The organism is Pseudomonas sp. efr-133-TYG-103a (genome assembly GCF_030209235.1).
Taxonomy (GTDB): Bacteria; Pseudomonadota; Gammaproteobacteria; order Pseudomonadales; family Pseudomonadaceae; genus Aquipseudomonas.
In genome coordinates this window covers 233,432-255,736 of record NZ_JARVSK010000004.1, presented here as the reverse complement: position 1 = coordinate 255,736, position 22,305 = coordinate 233,432, and the positions used below count along the sequence as shown (strand labels likewise).

General features: G+C 59.7%; 17 protein-coding genes. 9 read left to right on the top strand and 8 right to left on the bottom strand.

The window, feature by feature from the left end:
- Positions 1 to 17: 17 nt before the first annotated feature.
- Both QRN36_RS03815 and QRN36_RS03810 read left to right on the top strand, forming a co-directional pair.
- On the top strand, positions 18 to 1,472 hold the full coding sequence (locus QRN36_RS03815) for a sodium:alanine symporter family protein (RefSeq protein ID WP_285422878.1): 1,455 nt from the start codon (positions 18 to 20) through the stop codon (positions 1,470 to 1,472).
- Between the two features lie 30 nt (positions 1,473 to 1,502).
- On the top strand, positions 1,503 to 2,507 hold the full coding sequence (locus tag QRN36_RS03810) for an asparaginase (protein ID WP_285422877.1): 1,005 nt from the start codon (positions 1,503 to 1,505) through the stop codon (positions 2,505 to 2,507).
- A 176-nt stretch (positions 2,508 to 2,683) separates the two neighbouring features.
- Here QRN36_RS03810 and QRN36_RS03805 read toward each other — a convergent pair whose 3' ends face one another.
- A complete protein-coding gene (locus QRN36_RS03805) occupies positions 2,684 to 3,562 on the bottom strand; it encodes a bestrophin family protein (protein WP_285422876.1) in 879 nt (292 codons plus the stop codon).
- Between the two features lie 183 nt (positions 3,563 to 3,745).
- Here QRN36_RS03805 and tkt point away from each other — a divergent pair, with 183 nt between their 5' ends.
- Positions 3,746 to 5,842, top strand: a complete 2,097-nt coding sequence (tkt, locus tag QRN36_RS03800; protein ID WP_285422875.1) for a transketolase — start codon at positions 3,746 to 3,748, stop codon at positions 5,840 to 5,842.
- A 120-nt stretch (positions 5,843 to 5,962) separates the two neighbouring features.
- Here the strand turns inward: tkt and QRN36_RS03795 are convergent, their stop codons facing one another.
- Together QRN36_RS03795 and QRN36_RS03790 are read right to left on the bottom strand one after the other, a co-directional pair.
- The gene (locus QRN36_RS03795) at positions 5,963 to 7,174 is read right to left on the bottom strand and encodes a YeeE/YedE family protein (protein ID WP_285422874.1); all 1,212 of its coding nucleotides are present in this window, start codon (positions 7,172 to 7,174) and stop codon (positions 5,963 to 5,965) included.
- A gap of 110 nt (positions 7,175 to 7,284) precedes the next feature.
- Positions 7,285 to 8,841, bottom strand: coding sequence for a PLP-dependent aminotransferase family protein (locus QRN36_RS03790; protein WP_285422873.1), 1,557 nt, complete (start codon positions 8,839 to 8,841; stop codon positions 7,285 to 7,287).
- An 89-nt stretch (positions 8,842 to 8,930) separates the two neighbouring features.
- Here QRN36_RS03790 and QRN36_RS03785 point away from each other — a divergent pair, with 89 nt between their 5' ends.
- The 4 genes from QRN36_RS03785 (at position 8,931) to QRN36_RS03770 (ending at position 11,430) form a co-directional block, all read left to right on the top strand.
- Positions 8,931 to 9,572, top strand: a complete 642-nt coding sequence (locus tag QRN36_RS03785; RefSeq protein WP_285422872.1) for an FMN-binding negative transcriptional regulator — start codon at positions 8,931 to 8,933, stop codon at positions 9,570 to 9,572.
- Positions 9,565 to 10,011, top strand: a complete 447-nt coding sequence (locus QRN36_RS03780) for a GNAT family N-acetyltransferase (RefSeq protein WP_285422871.1) — start codon at positions 9,565 to 9,567, stop codon at positions 10,009 to 10,011. Before QRN36_RS03785 ends, QRN36_RS03780 begins: the two co-directional genes overlap by 8 nt.
- A gap of 18 nt (positions 10,012 to 10,029) precedes the next feature.
- Complete coding sequence (locus QRN36_RS03775) at positions 10,030 to 10,701, top strand: GNAT family N-acetyltransferase (protein ID WP_285422870.1); 672 nt, start codon at positions 10,030 to 10,032, stop codon at positions 10,699 to 10,701.
- A gap of 129 nt (positions 10,702 to 10,830) precedes the next feature.
- Entirely contained in the window at positions 10,831 to 11,430 is a 600-nt protein-coding gene (locus tag QRN36_RS03770; RefSeq protein WP_285422869.1) for a hypothetical protein, read from the top strand.
- A 112-nt stretch (positions 11,431 to 11,542) separates the two neighbouring features.
- Here QRN36_RS03770 and oadA read toward each other — a convergent pair whose 3' ends face one another.
- Entirely contained in the window at positions 11,543 to 13,351 is a 1,809-nt protein-coding gene (gene oadA, locus QRN36_RS03765) for a sodium-extruding oxaloacetate decarboxylase subunit alpha (RefSeq protein WP_285422868.1), read from the bottom strand.
- 11 nt (positions 13,352 to 13,362) lie between these two features.
- Positions 13,363 to 14,778, bottom strand: coding sequence for an acetyl-CoA carboxylase biotin carboxylase subunit (locus QRN36_RS03760; RefSeq protein ID WP_285422867.1), 1,416 nt, complete (start codon positions 14,776 to 14,778; stop codon positions 13,363 to 13,365).
- 195 nt (positions 14,779 to 14,973) lie between these two features.
- Here QRN36_RS03760 and QRN36_RS03755 point away from each other — a divergent pair, with 195 nt between their 5' ends.
- Entirely contained in the window at positions 14,974 to 15,924 is a 951-nt protein-coding gene (locus tag QRN36_RS03755) for a LysR family transcriptional regulator (RefSeq protein ID WP_285422866.1), read from the top strand.
- Here QRN36_RS03755 and QRN36_RS03750 read toward each other — a convergent pair.
- The 3 genes from QRN36_RS03750 to QRN36_RS03740 all read right to left on the bottom strand — a co-directional run bounded on the left by QRN36_RS03750 (position 15,878) and on the right by QRN36_RS03740 (position 19,181).
- Positions 15,878 to 16,108 (bottom strand): PA3496 family putative envelope integrity protein, encoded by a 231-nt coding sequence (locus QRN36_RS03750; protein WP_285422865.1) that lies wholly within the window; start codon positions 16,106 to 16,108, stop codon positions 15,878 to 15,880. The genes QRN36_RS03755 and QRN36_RS03750 overlap by 47 nt on opposite strands.
- A 226-nt stretch (positions 16,109 to 16,334) precedes the next feature.
- Positions 16,335 to 17,201, bottom strand: a complete 867-nt coding sequence (gene hexR / locus QRN36_RS03745; protein ID WP_074754821.1) for a transcriptional regulator HexR — start codon at positions 17,199 to 17,201, stop codon at positions 16,335 to 16,337.
- A gap of 144 nt (positions 17,202 to 17,345) precedes the next feature.
- Positions 17,346 to 19,181, bottom strand: coding sequence for a putative bifunctional diguanylate cyclase/phosphodiesterase (locus tag QRN36_RS03740; protein ID WP_373568694.1), 1,836 nt, complete (start codon positions 19,179 to 19,181; stop codon positions 17,346 to 17,348).
- Positions 19,182 to 19,608: 427 nt separating this feature from the next.
- On the opposite strand from QRN36_RS03740, the gene uvrD reads away from it, so the two are divergent.
- Complete coding sequence (gene uvrD, locus QRN36_RS03735; protein WP_285422863.1) at positions 19,609 to 21,792, top strand: DNA helicase II; 2,184 nt, start codon at positions 19,609 to 19,611, stop codon at positions 21,790 to 21,792.
- The last annotated feature ends 513 nt before the right edge of the window (positions 21,793 to 22,305 follow it).

Below are 22,305 nucleotides of genomic sequence, written 5' to 3'. Positions count from 1 at the left end.
AAAGCGAGGAACATTCAATGCTTGAAGTCATCAACGACTTCCTCTCGGGAAAACTGCTGATCGTGCTCATTGTCGGGCTCGGTGGATACTTCACAATTCGCTCGCGCTTCGTTCAGTTACGCCACTTCTTCCACATGTTCGCGGTCTTTCGCGAGAGCCTGCGCAGCAGCTCGGGGCAACTGAGCTCGTTTCAGGCCCTGATGCTCAGCCTGGCCGGGCGCGTCGGCGCGGGCAACATCGCCGGCGTCGGCATTGCGGTCACCCTCGGCGGCCCTGGCGCAGTGTTCTGGATGTGGGTCACGGCACTGGTCGGCATGGCCAGCAGTTTCTTCGAATGTTCCCTCGGCCAGCTGTATAAACGCTGCGACGCAGAAGGCCAGTATCGCGGCGGTCCTTCGTATTACATCCAGCACGGGCTGGGCAAACGCTGGCTGGGCATGGTCATGGCTGTCCTGCTGCTGGTGACATTCGGTTTCGCCTTCAATGGCCTGCAATCCCATGCCGTCACCCACTCGCTCAATGACGCGTTCAAGATTTCCCCGGGCTATGCCGGTATCGGCTTGGCGGTGCTGCTGGGCCTGGTTTTCATCGGCGGTATCAAACGTATCGCGGCGGTGGCCGATCTGCTGGTTCCGATCAAGACGCTGGTCTACATCGCCGTGACGCTCTATGTCATCGGCGTGCAGTTCGAACACGTCCCACAGATGCTGATGACCATCGTCAAAAGTGCATTCGGGCTGGACGAAGTGTTCGGCGGACTGATCGGCAGCGCTATCGTCATGGGCGTCAAGCGCGGCGTATTCGCCAACGAAGCAGGCCTGGGCAGCGCGCCTAACGTCGCAGCGGTGGCTGACGTTCAGCATCCGGTTGCGCAAGGTGTGGTTCAGGCGTTCAGCGTCTTCCTCGATACATTCGTGATCTGCACCTGCACCGCTTTGCTGATCCTGCTGTCGGGCTTTTACACGCCAGGCTTCGAGGGCGACGGCATCGCGCTGACGCAGAACTCGCTTGCCGCCGTTGTCGGTGACTGGGGCAAGCTGTTCATCAGCGTGGCGCTGGCGTTGTTCGTGTTCACCTCGATCCTCTACAACTATTACCTGGGCGAAAACAGCCTGCGATTCCTGCTCGGTGAAAACCGCAAGGCGCTGATTGGTTATCGCGCGCTGGTGCTGGCGCTGATCCTGTGGGGTGCGGTCGAGGACCTTGGAACCGTGTTTGCCTTCGCCGACATCACGATGACGTTGCTTGCGTTCGTTAACCTGATCGCCCTGGCAATGCTGTTCAAAGTCGGTTTGCGTATCCTGCAGGACTACGACGCACAGCGAAAGGCAGGCATCGATACGCCGGTCTTCGATTCCAGTCAGTTCCCGGATCTGGATCTGGACTTGCAAGCCTGGCCCAAGCCCGGCCACGCTCAATCGGTCGCCACGCCTGCGGCTGCGAGCGGCAAGCCGGCCACTGAAACACCTTAATCTGTTGACAGTCAGTCCAGGGAGACAGGCATGAATCGCGAAAATCACACGGCGGCCCGGCAGGTCATGGTGCTCTACACCGGCGGGACGATCGGCATGCAGGCCAGCGAAAATGGCCTGGCGCCGGCCTCCGGCTTCGAGTCCCGCATGGCCGGACAGCTCGCGGCGTTGCCTGGGCTTACGGTGCCGCAGTGGACGTTTCGCGAAATGTCGCCCCTGATCGACAGCGCCAACATGACGCCTGCCTACTGGCAACGCCTGCGCGAGGCGGTCGTCGATGCGGTCGACGCTCAGGGCTGCGATGCCGTGCTCATCCTGCACGGCACCGATACGCTGGCCTACAGTGCGGCCGCCATGAGCTTTCAGCTGTTGGGCCTGACGGCGCCAGTGGTGTTCACCGGGTCCATGTTGCCTGCCGGCGTCGCTGACAGCGATGCGTGGGAGAACGTCAACGGTGCGCTGCAAGCATTGGGTAAAGGCCTGACGTCGGGCGTACACCTGTACTTTCATGGCGAAGTGCTTGAGCCCACGCGCTGCGCGAAAATTCGCAGCTTTGGGCGCAATCCCTTCGCGGCACTGAATCGCACCCGGGGCGGCGAGGCAGTGTCCGCGCTGCCCGCAGCGCTGGACTACCGGCAGCCGAAAACACTGGCAAACGTCGCGGTGCTGCCGCTGTTTCCCGGCATGAGTGCCGCTCAGCTGGACGCGCTGATCGACAGCGGTATCGAGGGTCTGGTCCTGGAATGCTTCGGCAGCGGCACAGGGCCAAGCGACAATCCGGACTTCCTCGAAAGCCTGCAACGGGCGCATCGTCAAGGCATCGTGGTGGTCGCGATTACCCAGTGTCACGAAGGTGGCGTGGAGCTGGACATCTACGAAGCCGGCAGTCGTCTGCGCGGAGCGGGCGTGTTGTCCGGCGGCGGCATGACGCGCGAAGCCGCGTTCGGCAAACTGCACGCGCTGCTCGGCGCGGGACTGGCCAAAGACGAAATCCGCCGGCTGGTAGAGCTGGATGTCTGTGGTGAACTGCGCTAACGGCGTCAGCGCTCAAAACCAGACGCAGTACCGATCGCGATTCTTTCCGCAGGCTCGCAGTACGATTTCAACCAGCAGCGCAATCGCGTATCTGTCCGCATGGGCTGCTGACTTATCTGCGTCCAGATCCGCAGGCCAGCGCCTGCAGATCTGAACGGTCGTCTCGCAATCCCGGCTTATCGCTTTTCCATGGCGTCCTGCAGCATGGAGTTGAGGTTGCCGGAGATGTTTTCACACAGCGCTTTCATCTGGATCTCATGCTCGGAAGCCTTGAACGGGCTTTGCAGATCCGTGCCTATTTTCTCGATGGCCAGCAGCATGAATCCTACGACTGTCGATGCCAAAGGCGTGAACCAGCCCAAGGTCTCAACCAGGCCGATGGGCACGATGATGCAGAACAACGTGATGAACAATCGCGGAAAGGTCACGTACGGGTAAGGCAGCGGTGTATTTGCGATACGCTCCATGCCGCCCTGGCAGTTGGAGACTTCCACGAGCGTCGCTTCAAGCCGCTCCAGGCGAATGCTATCCAGCCGGCCGGCCTTGTATTCGGCAGTGATGATGGCAGCGGACTCATTGAGGATCGCGTTGGGAAAGTTGTTGGTACGCTTGCGTCGCTCGTACTCTTCGCGCGGGATCATGGCCGTGATGTCTTCACCGCATTCGCTGCCTTTCAGATGCGCAGACAAACATTCCACGTAAGCCACATGTCTGCGTAGCAGTACGGCTTTGACCGGATTGAGTTCATCCTCATCGTCGATCAGCGTCAGCACCTGCCGGGCGAAGCTGCGGGAATTATTGACCAGCGCGCCCCAAAGCGTACGCGCCTCCCACCACCGGTTATATGCGCTGCTGTTGCGAAAACTGGTCAGCACCACAAGCGCCGAACCCAGCAGGGTCAAAGGCATGGAGGGCAAGGTGATCTTGCGTTCCAGGTACAGCATGAAATCAGCGGTGACGATGACGTCCCAGATCAGAAGCCAGAACAGTGACCAACCGATGTAGGTGAAAGTCCTGATCACGGCTCGATACTTCCTGATGATCGTTTCCTGCAAAAGCCACCCCCGATACCGGTTCTGAATTACGGGACGGCAACATGCACAAACCCCAAGGATTCGAGAACAAATGGACTGGTTGGTTCGCTGTCCAGCTGACAGATTATTCATGGAACGAACCTCGCCTCATCGGGCTCAACACCTATCTGGATGTTCAAGCCCTACGTCACGAGGAGAAAGTTAATGAGCTCGTCTGCCACCTCTCACTCCACCGAACGACCTGCTACAGCGCACACCGAACGCGACCAGTTGACCATCAATACGATTCGTACCCTGGCGATGGACGCTGTGCAGAAGGCCAACTCCGGTCACCCCGGCACTCCGATGGCCTTGGCGCCAGTAGGCTACACGCTGTGGAAAGATTTCCTGCGTTATCACCCGGAACATCCTGACTGGCCAAACCGCGATCGCTTTGTACTGTCTGTCGGGCATGCCTCGATGCTGCTTTATTCCTTGCTGCACTTGGCCGGAGTGGTGGAGATCGATGCCCACGGCACGCCGTCCGGCAAACCTGCGGTCAGTCTCGAAGACATCAAGCTGTTCCGCCAACTGGATTCCAAAACGCCTGGCCACCCTGAATACCGCATGACCACCGGCGTCGAGACCACCACCGGTCCGCTGGGTCAGGGCTGCGCCAACAGCGTGGGCATGGCCATGGCCGAGCGCTGGTTGGGCGAACGCTTCAACAAACCGGGCGCTACGCTGTTCGATTACAACGTTTACGTCCTGTGCGGGGACGGCGACATGATGGAAGGCGTAACCGCAGAAGCGGCTTCGATCGCGGGGCATTTGAAGCTCTCCAACCTTTGCTGGATCTACGACAACAACACCATCAGCATCGAAGGTCACACCGAACTGGCCTACAGCGACGATGCGCAGAAACGCTTCGAAGGTTACGGCTGGAAAACCCTTCACGTGAAGGACGCCAACGATGCCGCGGCGCTGGCCGAGGCCATCAGGACATTCCAGCGCACCGACGATGCACCCACGCTGATCGTGGTCGACAGCGTCATCGGCTATGGTTCGCCGAACAAGCACAACACGGCTGCCGCCCATGGCGAACCGTTGGGCGAGGACGAAATCAAGCTGACCAAGAAAGCCTACGGCTGGGATGAAAACAGCAGTTTTCTGGTTCCTGAAGAAGCCCGTCACGTGTTGCGCGACGCACTGCTGGAGCGCAACGGCGGCGACTTCAAGGCCTGGCAGGATACCTTCGCCCGCTTCGAGAAAGATGATCCGGCCCTGGCCGATGAACTGCAGCGGATGCGTGCCGGGGAGATGCCGGAGGGATGGCGTAACACGGCGGTCAGCTTTGAAGCGGATGCAAAAGGCCAGGCCACACGTGCGTCCGGCGGCAAAGTTCTCAACGGTTTCGCCCAGCAGATTCCGTGGCTGATCGGAGGATCGGCGGACCTTTCTCCGTCCACCAAAACCAATCTCACCTTTGAGGGTGCAGGCAGCTTCGAAGCAGGCAGCTATGGCGGCCGCAACTTGCACTTCGGTGTGCGCGAGCATGCCATGGGTTCGATTGCGAACGGTCTGGCGCTCTCCTACATCCGCCCCTACACCTCGACTTTCCTGGTGTTCAGCGATTACATGAAGCCGCCGATCCGCCTGGCGTCGATCATGGAACTGCCGGTGGTCTTCGTGTTTACCCACGACTCAATCGGCGTTGGAGAGGACGGTCCCACTCACCAGCCTATCGAGCACCTTACGCAACTGCGTTCCACGCCGGGTCTGGTGACGCTGCGTCCGGGTGACGCCAATGAGACCGCCGAAGCGTGGAAAGTCGCGCTGGCGCAGACACACCGCCCTTGCAGCCTGATCCTGTCGCGCCAGCCGATGCCAACGCTTGATCGGTCGAAATATGCCAGCGCTGAGAACGTCGCAAAAGGCGCTTATGTATTGGCCGATGCCGTGAAGGACAAGGTGGAGGTGATTTTGATCGCCACTGGCAGCGAGGTTGGCATGACTGTCGAGGCGTTCGAGAAGCTCAAGGCCGAAGGGATTGCCGCCCGCGTCGTGTCGATGCCGAGCTGGGAATTGTTCGAAGATCAGGACAAGTCCTACCGCGACAGCGTCTTCCCGCCGAGCGTTACCGCACGCGTGGTGGTGGAACAGGCTGGGCCTGTGGGCTGGGATCGTTACGTGGGCCAGAGCGGCGCGAAGATTGTCATGAACACCTTCGGCGCTTCCGCCCCGATCGACAAGCTGCAAGCGAAATTCGGGTTTACAGCCGAGAACATCGCAAAAGTAGCGAAAGACCAGTTGAAAGGTTAACGCGACTCCTTTGCGGAGGCGCGCCCGCCCGCGTTTGCGGTGTGTCAGGCAGTAAACCCGTCATCGACACACCGCCATCGCGGGCAAGTGCGCACCTGCAGTCGGCGCCTTGAACTGAGATCAGCAGCCCGTCAGCGCAACCGGACGACGCTCGCCTTCAAAGAAGAACGGGCGAATGCGCACGCCCACTGCGTTGCCCGCAAATGCCGCGATCAGCCACAGCCAGCCATGCAGGCTGCCGGATGCGATACCACTGAAGTACGCGCCAATGTTGCAGCCGTACGCCAGACGCGAGCCATAACCGAGCAGCAACCCGCCCAATACCGCCGCGATCAATGAACGGGTCGGAATTTTCAGGTTTGGCGAGAAACGTCCTGCAAGACCTGCGGCCACTGCCGCACCCAACATAATGCCGATATCCATGACCGTGGTGATGTCCTCCCACACAGGGGCGGCCAGAGCCTTGGCGTTTGCCGGCATCTGCCAGAACACCCAGCTGCCGACGTCCACACCCATCGCGCTCGCGACCTTCGCGCCCCACAGGGCAAAGGCTGACGTGATGCCCCACGGACGCCCTGCCAGTGCCAGGGTGGCGTAGTTCAGCAACGCCAGCGCAATCGCCCCCCATACCAGCGGCCAGGGACCGCGCAGGAAACGGCGCAACCCGACGTGCTCACTGGTGACGGCAGCCTCCAGCTCGCCATGGCGTTGCTTTTCAAGCTTCACGGTGATCAGGGCGATCACCGCGAACAGCGCCAGGCTCATGATCAGCGCAGGAAACACGCCGAAGGTTTTGACGATGGAAGTCGCCGGAAACGACGGCAGCGAAAACCACCAGTCAGCGTGGTGAGTGGCGATGACCGAGCCGATGATGAAGAACAGCAAGGTCACCAGCATTCGGGCGTTGCCGCCACCCACTGTAAATAACGTGCCTGACGCGCAGCCACCGCCCATCTGCATGCCAATGCCGAAAATGAACGCACCGAACACCACCGACACGCCGGCCGGCGCGACCAGTCCGGTGACCGGGTTGCCGAATAACGTGCCCGCGCCCAAGGCCGGGAAGAACAGCACGACAGCAATGGCGAGCATGACCATCTGCGCCCGCAGACCGGCGCCCCGCCGCTCGTTGATGAACACCCGCCACGCCGAGGTGAAACCGAATGCCGCGTGGTACAGGGTCAGGCCCAGTGCCGCACCGACGATCAGCAACAGGACCTGCTTGCCACCCACGGCGGACTGAAGGAACAGCCCACCCACGACGAGCAAAATGAAAGCAATCAACGGCGTGCCGAACTTGCGTTCCGGCGTCGCAGAAAGAGGAAGACTCATGGACGTATCTCAAGGAAAGTTGCAATGGGCGCGAGTATACGCCCGTCAATGCGGGGGTTTAAGCGATATGCCAATCGCGGGTCAGCCAATGCGCCAAGCACAATTGGGCCTCAATCCCGCCAGACATTGCGAAGTCTTTCCAGCGCCGAAGCGATATCCGCCTCGGGCACCGCCGCAAATCCCAGCACTAATCCTGCGCGGTTATCCACAGGGGTTTCTGAGTCGGGCAACCAATAATCGCTCAACGCCGACACCTCGACCCCCACACCCTGGGCCTTGGCGATCAGTTCCCGCTCGCGCTCGATGCTGTTGACCTTCACGGACACATGCAGGCCCGCCAACGGCTTGGGCATCGGGCCGCAGCCAGGCAAGTCCTGCGGCCATCCGGCCAGCAATGCATCACGACGATTCAGGGCAGCGCGACGCATGCGGCGGATGTGCCGCTGGAAGTGGCCGGCAGCGATGAATTCGGCCATGACCATCTGCGTGCCGACCTCAGAGTGGCGCATGTCCACGGCGCGCCGCTGGCTGAAAGGCTTGACCAGATTTCGCGGCAGCACCAGATACCCAAGACGCAATGCCGGAAAGGCCACTTTGCCGAACGTGCCGACATAGAGCACTCGACCGTTGCGATCCAGCGCGGCCAGCGGCGTCAGAGGCGCACCGCTGTAGCGGTATTCACCGTCATAGTCGTCTTCGACGATCCAGCCCTGTGTGCGCTCAGCCCACGCCAGTAATTCCAGCCGCCGCGCCAGGCTCATGGTCACACCCAGCGGATACTGATGGGACGGCGTGACGTAGGCAAGTCTGCAACTGCGGTCGTCGACATCGGGACTTCGCATGCCGTCGACATCCACCGGCATGCCACGCAACGTTGCACCCGCCATGGCAAATGCATGGCCGGCGGCCCGGTAACCCGGATTCTCGATCGCAACGGCATCGCCGTTGTTCAACAGCAACTGTGCACAAAGGGTAATTGCCTGTTGCGCACCACTGGTGATCACAATTTGTTCAGGGGAGCACTGCAAGTCACGAGATGTTCGTAAATAAACAGCGATCAATTCGCGAAGCCGCCACTCACCCGCCGGGTCTCCGTAACCCAGGTGATTCAGCCCGGGTTTGCGCCAGAAAGCCGCGTGCAGCTTGCCCCAAACGTCAAACGGAAACAGGTCGAATGCAGGCAATCCGACTCGGAACGCGCAAGGAAGGCCGGTTTTAGGGACGGTCAGATGATGGGTTTTCAACCGCTCCATGGAGGCACTGTGGATAACTTCACTGGATAAATCACCAGCCATTTCTGCGGATTTTGTGGATAAACCTGTTGATAAGCTTGGTGATAACCCTGTGGACAGTTTTGTGGATAGTTTCAGCGACGACCACCCGATAGCTGCCGATTTTTGCAGCAGGGCGACGTACGTCCCATCACCGATGCGCCCCTGGATGAAACCCTCGGCGTACAGTTGATCGTAAGCGCGCATCACGCTGTTACGCGAAATCGACAAGGACGCGGCGAGGTCACGGCTCGCAGGCAGCCGCGTGCCGCTGCCCAAGCGACCATCGAGAATGCGCTGGCGCAGCGCCAGATAGAGCTGACGGCTAAGTCCATGGCGCCGGTCCAGCTCAATGCCAGCAAAGTCGAACGTGAGAGACGGCGTCACATCAGGCATGTCATTGGCTCTATGAAATCGACCATTAATGGCTCTTACATCGAACCAATAGGCTGCCTACGATTGGGTCAGTCGCCAAGGGAAATATCATGTACACGCCCAACTATTTTAAAGACGAGGATCTCGCCAGCCTCCATCGGCAGATCGACAACGCGCGCCTGGCAACCTTGGTCACGTTCGACGAAACCGGGCTGCAGGCCAGCCATATCCCGGTATTGCTGGATGCGGCTGAAGGACCCAACGGCACGGTGTCCGGCCATCTCGCCAAAGCGAACCCGCAGTGGAAAGCCCTCGCTTCAGGTGCCGAAGCGATGCTGATTTTTCAGGGGCCGGACGCCTACATCAGCCCGTCCTTTTACGCCGCCAAAGCCGAGCACGGCAAAGTGGTGCCTACCTGGAATTACGTGGCGATTCATGCGTATGGTCGGCCAGAGGTTTTTTCTGACCCCGAGCGCCTGTTGCGTATCGTGTCCGGCCTGACGGACAAGCACGAGGCGGTGCGGTCCGAGCCCTGGGCGGTCAGCGACGCCCCTGCCGACTACATTCAGAAAATGCTCAACGGCATCGTTGGCTTTGCCATTCCCATCGAGCGGCTCGAGGGCAAGCGCAAACTCAATCAAAACCGCAGCCCTGAAGACATCGTTGGCGTAAGCCAAGGGCTGGCCGGCAGCCAAGACCCCGATGATCGGGAAATCGCTCGATTGATGAGCCAAGGAGAATCCAGTGTCTGATTTACATATCCGCCCGGTGACGGCCGCCGATAAACACGCCTGGCTGCCGCTGTGGGAGGCGTACCTGACGTTCTACAAAACCAAATTGGCCGATGCCGTGACGCAAAGCACCTGGCAGCGGTTTCTGGACAACAGCGAACCGACTAACGCGGCGCTCGCCTGGCAGGACGGCAAGGCGGTCGGCCTGGTTCACTTCATTTATCACCGCTCGAACTGGAGCATTCACAACGCGTGCTATCTGCAGGATCTGCTGGTGGTGCCGGAGCAGCGTGGCACTGGCGTCGGTCGCAAGCTGATCGAATACGTGTACGCGATCGCGAAGACAGCGGGCGCCGACAAGGTTCACTGGCTGACTCATGAGAGCAATGCCACCGCCATCCAGCTCTACGAGCGCATCGCCGAGCGTCCAGGTTTCATCCAGTTTCGCAAACCGTTGTAAGGCCCGGGAATCTTGAATATGTCGAATCTTGAACACTGGCAATCGGCAAAATTGCCGGACGCACGAACACTGAACGGCCGTTTCATTCGTCTTGAAAAGCTCGACGCTGCGCGCCATGGCGACGGGCTCTGGGCAGCACTGCAGGGCCCTGGCTCAGACGCCAAACTGTGGGATTACCTGGCTGTGGGCCCGTTTGCCGAGCGCGCCGCGTTTGGTGATTACCTGTCCGGACTGCAGAGCTCTACCGATCCGTGGTTCTACACCGTGATCGATCAGGAAACCGGGACCATCGATGGTTTTCTGAGCCTGATGTCGATTGTCCCCACCCAGGGCCGTATCGAGATCGGTCACGTGACATTCGGCGCGTCCATGCAACGCACACCCAAGGGCACGGAGGCGATTTATCTGCTGGCCAAGGAGTCGTTCGCGCTCGGCAACCGCAGGCTCGAATGGAAGTGCAACGCTGATAACGCCCGCTCGATGAAGGCTGCGCAACGGTTCGGGTTTACCTTCGAGGGCACATTCCGTCAGCACATGGTGGTCAAAGGGGCAAACCGCAATACGGCGTGGTTTTCGATCATCGACAGCGAGTGGCCGGCATTAGGCAAGGCGTTCAAGGCTTGGCTGGACGTGGATAACTTCAAGGATGGCGAGCAGATCAACACGCTCGCGCAGTTGCGATCTGCGTAGCCTCTGTTCTCGCACGCAGGTCGGACAATTCCGAAAATCGTGCAGGATGGCCACGCGGAGACGCTTCGGGGCCTACTGTAAGGATGTTCACAGGAAGTGAACGTCCCTACTCATTCAAGGAAGAATCCCATGCAAGATCTCAATCAATTCCGTGCAACCGCAGCGCCTGAAAATCCATGGCGCGTTCCTGAACCCGTTCTGAAATCGGGCAAGTATGGAAGCATCATCATCGACCGGGGGCAGCTGAAAAAAGCAGTCGCCGGTTCGAATAATCACTACCTTTTTTCCGAGACGGGAGCCGGCGTCCAGTCTCTGGTCATCGTCGGTACCGCCGTGCAAGTCGTCGAGTTCCTGCTCGCCCACCCGCATCGCGGTCTGGAATCGCAGATCAAAACCCTGCCCAAGCTCTACATGGGCATCAGCCCGTACGCGCCCAATCAGCGCTTCTCTGGGGTGTTTCCGGCCAACGAACTGCTGTCCGCCGTCGCAGGCTTCCTCGGCAGCCTGATTCCCGCACCGGACTGGACCAACATCATTGGCGCTCCCGCGCAGCTCGAAGCCCTGAAGAAAGCCATTGATGGGCTGAGTCATTCGGACAAAGCCAAAGGCAAGATGCTCTACGTGAAATTCAGCTATTTGCCTGAAGACCAGATGGTGGAGATCGGCAAGGGGAAGATGTCGTTCAAGGAAGTGCTGCACGTGTTTCAGAAGCACTACAAGCCGCGCTGACAGTCAGCCTGTTCGACAGGCAAAAAAAGGGGAGCCACGAGTGCTCCCCCAGAGGTAAACCTCAGCCTCCTGCGTCAAGACGCAGGAGGCTGTTCATTTTTCGAGCATCGAATCAGCCTTCGATCTCGACCAGAATTTCGCCCGGATTCACGCGATCGCCTTTCGCGACATGGATCGCCACGACCTTGCCGGCAACCGCCGCCTGCACTTCGGTTTCCATCTTCATTGCCTCGGTGATCAACACCGCTTGACCTGCTCTGACGGTGTCGCCTTCCTTGACCAGCACCTCGACGATGTTGCCAGGCATGGTGGTGCTGACATGGCCCGGTTTGCTTGCCTGGGCACGCTTGCCGATGCCACCGCCGACAAATTCGTTGAGCGGCTCGAACACTACTTCTTCCGGCATGCCATCGATGGAAAGGTAGAAATGACGCTTGCCTTCGGCCTTGACGCCCACCCCTGTGATGTCGACGCGATAGCTTTCGCCGTGAACGTCAATCACGAACTCGGTCGGCACGCCCTCGCCGCCCGCCTTGGCGACTGTGCCAGGCTCAGGGATCGGCAACAGCGGTTCTGGCGCCAAAGTGCCCGCAGCGCGCTCTTCGAGGAACTTGCGCCCAATGTCCGGGAACATGGCATAAGTCAGCACGTCTTCCTCGGATTTTGCCAGCGCGCCGATTTCGCCGCGCAACTTGGTCATTTCCGGTTTCAGCAGGTCCGCTGGACGGACGTCGATCAGCTCTTCATTACCGATGGCCTGACGACGCAGCTTCTCGTCCACCTGACCCGGCGCCTTGCCGTAGCCGCCGGTGAGGTAAAGCTTCACTTCATTGGTGATGGTCTTGTAACGCTCGCCCGCAAGCACGTTGAAGAACGCCTGGGTGCCGACGATCTGCGAAGTCGGCGTCACCAGAGGCGGATAGCCGAGGTCTTTGCGCACGCGCGGGATTTCAGCCAGCACTTCGCCCATCCGGTTGAGTGCGCCCTGTTCTTTTAGCTGGTTGGCGAGGTTGGAAATCATCCCGCCCGGCACCTGATTGACCTGCACGCGCGTGTCGACGGCGGTGAACTCGCTTTCGAACTGATGATATTTCTTACGCACGGCGTAGAAATACAGACCGATTTCCTGCAGCAGTTCCAGGTCCAGCCCCGTGTCGAACTCGCTGCCCTTGAGAGCGGCGACCATCGACTCAGTGCCTGGATGGCTGGTGCCCCACGCAAAGCTGGAGATCGCTGTATCAATGTGGTCGGCGCCGTTTTCTACAGCCTTCAGCTGGCACATCGCAGCCAGACCGGCCGTGTCGTGAGAGTGAATGAAGACCGGAAGCGACTGCTCGGCTTTCAGCGCCTTGACCAGCTCGCCTGTGGCATAGGGGGTCAGCAGACCGGCCATGTCCTTGATCGCGACGGAGTCGCAGCCCATGGCTTCCATCTGCCGGGCCTGCGCAACGAAGGCCTCGATGGTATGCACCGGGCTTGTCGTGTAAGCGATGGTGCCTTGAGCGTGCTTGCCGGCCGCTTTCACCGCCTCAATGGCGACGCGCAAGTTACGCACGTCGTTCATGGCGTCGAAGATGCGGAACACATCGATGCCGTTGACCGCAGCCTTGGCGACGAACGCCTTCACCACATCGTCGCTGTAATGGCGATATCCCAAAAGGTTCTGACCCCGCAGCAGCATCTGCAGGCGTGTATTCGGCAGCGCGGCGCGCAGCTGACGCAGGCGCTCCCAAGGGTCTTCCTTCAGAAAACGTACGCACGCATCGAATGTCGCGCCGCCCCAGACCTCCAGCGACCAGTAGCCGACTTTGTCGAGCTTCTCGCAGATCGGCAGCATGTCCTCGGTGCGCATGCGGGTGGCCAGCAGCGATTGGTGGGCGTCGCGCAGGATGGTGTCAGTAACGAAGATCTTCTTGGACATTTACGTGTTCCTCACAGGCCTGCATGGGCGGCAATGGCGGCAGCGATGGCCAGGGCCAGCTCTTCGGGTTTGCGCTTGATCGAATAATTGGTCAGTTCAGGGTGGCTTTCGACGAAGCTGGTATTGAACTGGCCGCTGCGAAATTCCGGGTTACGCAGGATTTCCTGGTAATAGGCGGCGGTGGTCTTCACGCCTTGCAGGCGCATGTCATCCAGCGCACGCAAGCCACGGTCCATCGCCTCCTCCCAGGTCAACGCCCAGACGATCAGCTTCAGGCACATCGAGTCGTAGAACGGCGGAATCGTGTAGCCGGTGTAAATCGCCGTGTCGGTCCGCACGCCAGGTCCGCCGGGCGCGTAGTAACGGGTAATCTTGCCGAAGCTGGGCAGGAAGTTGTTCTTGGGGTCCTCAGCGTTGATGCGGAACTGCAACGCGAAGCCGCGATGAATGATGTCTTCCTGCTTGACCGACAGTGGAAGCCCCGAGGCGATACGGATCTGTTCGCGAACGATGTCGATCCCGGTGATTTCTTCGGTGATCGTGTGCTCAACCTGCACGCGGGTGTTCATCTCCATGAAGTACACCTCGCCCTCGGCGAGCAGAAACTCCACGGTGCCGGCGTTCTCGTAGCCCACCGCCTTGGCTGCGCGCACCGACAGATCGCCGATATAGGCGCGCTGCTCCGGGGTCAGTTGCGGGCTTGGCGCGATTTCGATGAGCTTCTGGTTGCGGCGCTGAATCGAGCAGTCGCGCTCGAACAGGTGCACGACATTGCCGAAGCTGTCGCCAAGAATCTGCGCCTCGATGTGCTTGGGATTGACGATGCATTTTTCGAGGAAGACTTCCGCTTTGCCGAATGCCTTGGTCGCCTCGGAAATGACCCTGGGGAACGCCTGCTCGAGCTCATCGCGGCTGTTGCAGCGCCGAATACCGCGCCCACCGCCGCCAGAAGTGGCCTTGAGCATCACCGGGTAACCGATGCGGTCCCCTTCGACCAACGCTTCGGCGACGTCCGCCACATTGCCTTCGGTGCCGGGTGTGACCGGTACGCCAGCCTTAATCATGCTGCGGCGCGCTTCGGTCTTGTCACCCATGCGGCGGATCACTTCAGCGGAGGGGCCGATGAACTTGATCCCGCGTTCGGCGCAGATCTCCGCCAGTTCGGCGTTTTCCGAAAGAAAACCATACCCCGGGTGCAGCGCATCACAGCCGGTTTCGACAGCCAGATTCACCAGCTTGCGCGGGTTGAGATAGCCCTCCAGCGGCTCAGCGCCGATGCCGTAAGCCTCATCCGCGCGCTTTACATGAAGCGCGTGGCGGTCCGCGTCGGAATAGATCGCCACCGAGCGGATGCCCATTTCGGCGCAAGCGCGCACGATCCGGACAGCAATTTCTCCGCGGTTGGCGATCAGGATTTTTGTTATCACTGGCATTTCCTCGACCGATGAGCAGACGGACCGGAAACCGGTCACTTCGTGGCGACAACCGTCACTGCATATTGCGTCGCTGCGATGAAGTCACCCTAAGACCAATCAGCAATTAATAAAAATGAGTAAAAATTGGGTTAAACATAAGTAAAACCTTATAGTTCCTGTTCGAGAGGATGCAGGAGGGAGTGAATCATGCGTAAGTCATTGATGCGTATGACGTTGCGTCAATTGCGGATCTTTAATGAAGTCTGCGATTTGCGCTCCTACAGCCGCGCCGCCGAGGAAATGTCGCTGACGCAGCCTGCCGTCAGCTTGCAGATTCGGCAGCTGGAAGAATTGATCGGCCAGCCGCTTTTCGAATACGTCGGTAAAAAGCTCTACCTGACTGAGGCCGCTGACGCGCTGCAGACGGCAAGCCGTGACATTTTTGGCCGGCTGGAAAACCTCGACATGCAGCTTTCAGACATGCAGGGCTCATTGCAGGGCCAACTGAAGCTGGCGATCGAGTCCAGTGCAAAATACTTCGTTCCCCACCTGTTCGCCGCTTTTAAGCGCCAGTATCCCGAAGTCATGCTCAATCTGACAGTCGTCAACCGAGCGCAAGTGATCCGTCGGCTGTCCGATAACCGGGATGATTTAGTGGTGATGTCGATGGTCCCACAGGACATGAATCTGGAATTCCTGCCTTTTCTGAACAACCCGATCGTTGCGGTCGCAAGACCCGATCATCCGCTGGCACAGCTGGACAACCCTTCGTTGAAGAACCTGGAAGGTCACACGCTGGTTATCCGCGAATCGGGTTCGGGGACGCGAAAGGCGTGCGAGGAGTATTTCAAGGAGAAGCGCATCCACTTTGAACACTCGCTGGAGGTGTCCTCAGCCGAGGCGCAGCGTGAGTGTGTGGTGGCGGGATTGGGTATTGCGCTGCTGACCCGGCATGCGCTGAGCCTGGAACTGGCCACGGGCATGCTCAAAGAGTTGCCAGTGGCCGAGTTGCCTCTGTATCGGAGCTGGTGCGTGGTCCAGGCACGAGAGAAGCGGTTGTCGCCGGTGGCTCACGCATTCCTTGCGTTCATTCGCACCGAGCGGGCGCAGATCAGCGAGTTGGTCGCGCGCTTTGATGGCCACCTTCCGAAACGCTAGCGCTCTGCCAGAAATTGGCCGACGCGGCATCGAGGTAGTCAGAGAGCTCCTGATTCAAGCGGCGTTCTTCGGAGTAGGTTTCGATCGCGCGACGAAACGCCATGCGGCGTTGGTCTTCCTGCTGACGGCGGGTCTTGGCGCTGGAGGTGCTGTGCTGCTGCGAGTCATCGTAGTGCCGAGGCATATCCTGTCTCCCATTGCGTGTGCGGGAGTACAGAGTGGCCCTGAGCCGTGACGATCAGGTGGCGCGCGGGTGACAAGTTGGTGAACGCTGAAGACCGGCCAATTGATCCATAGCCTGTGGGAACGACCTTGCTTGCGAAGATGCCTGAAAATTTACACCTTCAGCGCTCGCCTCTGCGTCTTCGTGAGCAAGCTCGTTCCCACAGAATCGTTGCTGAACAGGTCGCTCAATCCTCAGCGGACTTGATCGACTTCGGCGACAACCGCAGGCTGCGCAAGCTGCGCTTCACGCTCTTGAGATGATTGACCAGACTCGGGCCGCGCGCCATCGCAACGCCCATCGCCAGTACATCGATGACCACCAGGTGGGCAATGCGTGAGGTCAACGGGGTGTAGATTTCGGTGTCCTCATGCACATCGATTGCCAGGTTGACTGTCGACAATTCGGCCAACGGTGTCTGACTCGGGCACAGGGTGATCAGGTTGGCGCCACTCTCACGCACCAGATTGGCCGTGATCAGCAGGTCCTTCGAGCGACCCGACTGCGAGATACACACGGCAACGTCGGTCGGTTTGAGCGTCACTGCGGACATCGCCTGCATGTGCGGATCAGAGTAGGAAGCCGCCGTCAGCAGCAATCGGAAAAACTTGTGCTGAGCGTCGGCAGCGACCGCGCCCGACGCGCCGAATCCATAGAACTCCACGCGATGCGCTGCCGCCATGACCGTGACGGCAGCCTGCAACGCATGGGGATCGAGCTTTTCACGCACTTCCATCAGCGTGTGCAGCGTGGTGTCGAAAATCTTCAGGCTGTAGTCGGCAACCGAGTCATCTTCATGGATCGCGAACTGACCGAAGCTCGCGCCTGCGGCCAGGCTCTGGGCCAGCTTGAGTTTCAGATCCTGAAAACCGGTGCAACCTATGGCGCGGCAAAACCGCACGATGGTGGGCTCGCTGATGCCGACGCTGTGGGCCAGATCGGCCATGGAGCTGTGCATCACGGCCGCCGGATCGAGCAGCACATGGTCTGCTACTTTCAGCTCCGACTTGCGTAAGAGATGGCGTGACTGGGCGATGTGCTGCAACAGATTCAAAGGACAGGACTCAATAGAAGGATGGGCCGGGCTGTAGCTTTTTTGTAGTTATACTACATGACCTGCAAACCGCACAGCTAAACGAGCTCGCCGTTGGCAACCGATCACACCTGAATGACAGGTCGCCTTGCAGTGTAGGACTTTTTACACGGGACTCCAGGCCTCGCCCACCCGATTACGCAACACCTCGCCCATCGCGTCCGCTTCGACAGGACGACTGATCAGATAACCCTGCACTTCATCGCAGCCGTGGGACTTCAGGAAGTCCAGCTGGGTGCAGTCCTCTACGCCCTCGGCCACTACTTTGAGCTCCAGACTATGTGCCATCGCGATGATTGCCCGGGTGATCGCCGCGTCTTCCGTGCCCTCGCCCAGGCCGCGAATGAATGACTGATCGATCTTCACGTAATCGACCGGGAAACGCTTGAGGTAACTCAGCGATGAATAACCCGTGCCGAAATCGTCGATCGCAAGTTTTACGCCCAGCTCACGCAACTGTTGGAAGGTCGTGATGATGTGCTCGACGCTGTCGAGCAACTGACTCTCGGTCAGCTCAAGCTCCAGGTATTCGGGCAGCAGCCCGGTTTCGTCCAGCACCTGACGCACAAGGCTGACGAGCTTGCCCTGCCGCAACTGATGCACGGAAAGATTGACCGACACCCGGATCGGCGCAATTCCGTCACGCACCCACTCACACGCCTGGCGACAAGCCTGACGCAGCACGAATTCGCCGATATCGGCGATCAGTCCTGTTTCTTCCGCCAACCCGATGAACTCTCCGGGCGGCACCATACCGCGCGCAGGATGGCGCCAGCGCACCAAAGCCTCAGCCGAGTTCATTCGCCCAGTGATCAGTTCCAGCTTGGGCTGATAGAACACTTCGAGCTGGCCGTCTTCGATCGCGCGACGCAGCTGAATTTCCAGTTGCAAACGCTCAAGCGTGCGCGCCTGAAGACTTTCCGTGTAGAACTGGACGTTGTTGCCACCCAGGTGCTTGGCGTATTGCATCGCCATATTCGCCTGACTGACCAAAGCCGCCAGGTCACGTGCCGAGTCAGGCAGCAGCGCGATCCCGATCGACGCACTGATCACCAGATCATGTCCGGAAACCGTGATCGGCGAGCGCATTTTGCTGAGCAGTCGTGTGGTCAGCCGCGCCAGCGTGGTCAGGTTTGCGTGGCTGTCGAGGATCACCGCGAATTCATCGGCAGACAGCCGGGCGACGGTGTCGGCGCCAGCCAACTCCGCGCTCAAGCGGCGAGCGACCAGGCGCAGTAGTTGATCGGCGATGTCATGACCCAGGCTGTCGTTGAGCAATTTGAAGCGATCAAGATTGATGTGCAGCAGAGCCAGGTTTTTACCGCCCTGCCGCACACGCTGGTTAGCCTCGCGCAGACGCTCGTTGAACAGCGCGCGATTGGCCAACCCGGTGAGTTCATCGTAGTGCGTGAGAAATCGCGTGCGCTCTTCGTACTGTCGCGCCAGCTCGCGATTGAGCTCATCACTTTTCGCCTGTGCCTGCTGCAGGTGCTCGATCAGCGCCAGGTTTTGGAAACGGCGGATGAGGCCGCGCTGAATCAGCCTGTTGACCTGAATGGCCACGACGATGAGCGCCAGCAGAAGGATAAGGCCCAGCCAGCCCCAGCCCCGCATCGGTACCTCTGCGCCCCAGAACAGATAGATGATCGGAGGCAGCAGACAAGGCACGGCAAAGGTCAGAAACGCCGGGATGCTCACAGCGTATGCCACGCTGGCAGACAGCGTCGCGGCGCCGATCAGGCCGAACACCCACGCTTGCTGAATGAAGTTTTCCACAGGCACCAGCGCCAGCGCCGCGCTCGACAACGTAAGCCCGCTGACGCAGGCGCCGGCCAGAAACATGCGCTTCCAGACCGGATGTGCCTGACGCTCCGGCGAAGCCGCGCGAAACGCCGCCACCTGCAACACCCGCAGACAGATCAGCGCCGACAGCCAGCCCATCCAGACGCTGACCAGCACGTAGCGTTCCGGGCTCCAGAGCAACCAGGCGCACAGCAGACCATTGATGAACATGAAAAGAGTCGGCAGCAGCGACCCTTGGTAAAGAAGGCGTGTGCGCTCGACTGCAAGCTGAGTAGCAAACTGTCTGCGGATGACACGTCGTGTCGCCACAGAGTCGGCCGGGGCTTCGGAGCTGGAGATCATGGCAGTTCTTATAATTAGGGCCTTGAGCGTCAGCGGAGCATACACAAGCCACCAAAGAGACCAAACAGTCAGAAAAATAAATTGTATGGACGGTCGCATCGCGCCTTTTTTTCGAGCGACAAATCCGCGATTGAGACCGCTTCCAGTGTGAGTGACGGCCTGACTTTGCGACCGACCGGCGTAAGAGTTTGCCCACTCCACCCCGGCACCCTAGAATGCGCCGATGCGCGATGATCTCTCCCTTCTGCTTAATTCCCTCAACGATGCCCAACGTCAGGCCGTAGCTGCCTCACTGGGTCGTCAGTTGGTCCTGGCCGGCGCTGGTTCCGGCAAAACCCGCGTGCTTGTGCACCGTATCGCCTGGCTGATCCAGGTCGAAAATGCCTCGCCGCACTCGATCCTGTCGGTGACGTTCACCAACAAGGCCGCTGCCGAGATGCGCCACCGCATCGAGCAGTTAATGGGTATCAACCCGGCCGGAATGTGGGTCGGCACCTTCCACGGTCTGGCGCATCGCCTGTTGCGCGCGCACTGGCAGGAAGCGGGACTGAGTCAGAGCTTCCAGATCCTCGACAGCGATGATCAGCAGCGTCTGGTCAAACGCGTGATCCGCGAGTTGGGTCTGGATGAGCAGCGCTGGCCAGCGCGTCAGGCGCAGTGGTTCATCAACGGCCAGAAGGATGAAGGGCTTCGCCCACAACACATTCAGGCCAGTGGCGATCTGTTCCTGGCAACCATGCGCAGCATTTACGAAGCCTACGAAGCGGCCTGCCAGCGCGCCGGCGTTATCGACTTCTCCGAACTGCTGCTGCGCGCGCTTGATTTGTGGCGGGACCATCCGGGCCTGCTGCAACACTACCAGCGGCGTTTCCGCCACGTGCTGGTGGACGAATTTCAGGACACCAACGCCGTGCAGTACGCCTGGCTGCGTCTACTGGCCAAGGGCGGCGACAGCCTGATGGTGGTGGGCGATGACGATCAGTCGATTTATGGCTGGCGCGGCGCCAAGATCGAGAACATTCATCAGTATTCCGATGACTTCCCGGACACCGAGGTCATCCGTCTGGAGCAGAACTACCGCTCCACGGCGAGCATTCTCAAAGCGGCCAACGGCCTGATCGTCAATAACAGCGGCCGCTTGGGCAAAGAGCTGTGGACCGATGTCGGCGACGGCGAATTGATCAGCCTGTACGCGGCCTTCAACGAGCACGATGAAGCACGCTATGTGGTCGAAACCATCGAAAGCGCCATCAAGACAGGCCTGTCGCGCAGCGATATCGCAATTCTCTATCGGTCAAACGCCCAGTCGCGGGTACTGGAAGAGGCTTTGCTGCGTGAGCGGATTCCGTACCGCATCTATGGCGGTCAGCGATTCTTCGAACGCGCCGAAATCAAGAACGCCATGGCTTACCTGCGCCTGCTCGACGGGCGCGGCAACGACTCCGCGCTTGAACGGGTCATCAACGTGCCAGCCCGTGGCATCGGCGAGAAAACTGTTGAGGCAATCCGCGAGCATGCCCGCCACGCCGATGTCTCGATGTGGGAAGCCATGCGTCAGCTGGTTGCGAACAAAGGTCTCACCGGACGAGCCGCCAGTGCGCTGGGCGCGTTCATCGAGCTGATCGAAAACCTTTCTGCCAAAGTCATGGAGATGCCGCTGCACTTGATGACGCAGACCGTCATCGAGCAATCCGGGCTGATCACCTATCACCAGGAAGAAAAAGGTGAGAAGGGCCAGGCACGGGTGGAAAACCTTGAGGAACTGGTCAGCGCCGCCCGCGCCTTCGAAAACAGCGAAGAAGAGGAAGACCTGACGCCATTAGCCGCTTTCCTCGGTCACGCGTCGCTTGAAGCGGGCGACACGCAGGCGGACGAGCACGAAGACAGCATTCAACTGATGACGCTGCACAGCGCCAAAGGCCTTGAGTTCCCGTACGTGTTCCTCGTGGGCATGGAAGAAGGCCTGTTCCCGCACAAGATGAGCCTGGAAGAACCGGGTCGTCTTGAGGAGGAGCGACGCTTGGCCTACGTGGGCATCACGCGTGCGATGCAGCATCTGGTGCTGACCTACGCCGAAACCCGGCGCCTGTACGGCAGCGAAACCTACAACAAGGTTTCACGATTCGTACGTGAGGTCCCACCGAATCTGATTCAGGAAGTGCGTCTCTCTAACAGCGTGACGCGTCCTTTCGGTGGCTCCAAAACGATGGCGCCAAGCCGCCTGTTCGACGGTGAAGGTATCCCGCAAAGCCAGTTCTCGCTGGGCCAGCGCGTGCAGCACGCGGTTTTTGGTGAGGGCGTGATCCTCAATTTCGAGGGCTCAGGCGCACAGGCCCGGGTTCAGGTGAATTTTGCCGAAGGCAGCAAATGGCTGATGCTGGGCTACGCGAAGCTGGAACCAGTCTGATCCTGACCGGTACGTTGCAGGTGTGAGCAGACTGTCTGGCTGCCCCTGTCGATCAACGTCGCAACACTCGACGCCTTCCCGGCTAAAGCCGGTCCTACGAAAAGCTCGCAGCGTCTGTAGGACCGGCTTTAGCCGGGAAGAAAAGCTCGCAGCGTCTGTAGGGCCGGCTTCAGCAGGAAAAGGAAAACTCGCAGCGTTTGTAGGACCGGCTTCAGCCGGGAAGAAAAGCTTGCAGCGTCGGTAGGGCCGGATTCAGCAGGAAGGGGAGAGCTCGCGGCGTTGTAGGACCGGCTTTAGCCGGGAAGAGGCCGCTGCATACGGTGGAGAACCAATAGCCTTAACCCCTGCGCTCTTGCATTCCTACATTGGGCCCCCATCTTTCCTACAGAACTTTCTCCATCGCCCCACAACCCAAGTAGTACGGGCGCTGTTGAGATCCACGCAAAAGCCAGAAACATATGGCTGCTGGTCAGACACATTTGTCCTGTGCAACATGGCGCGCGTGCAATCCAC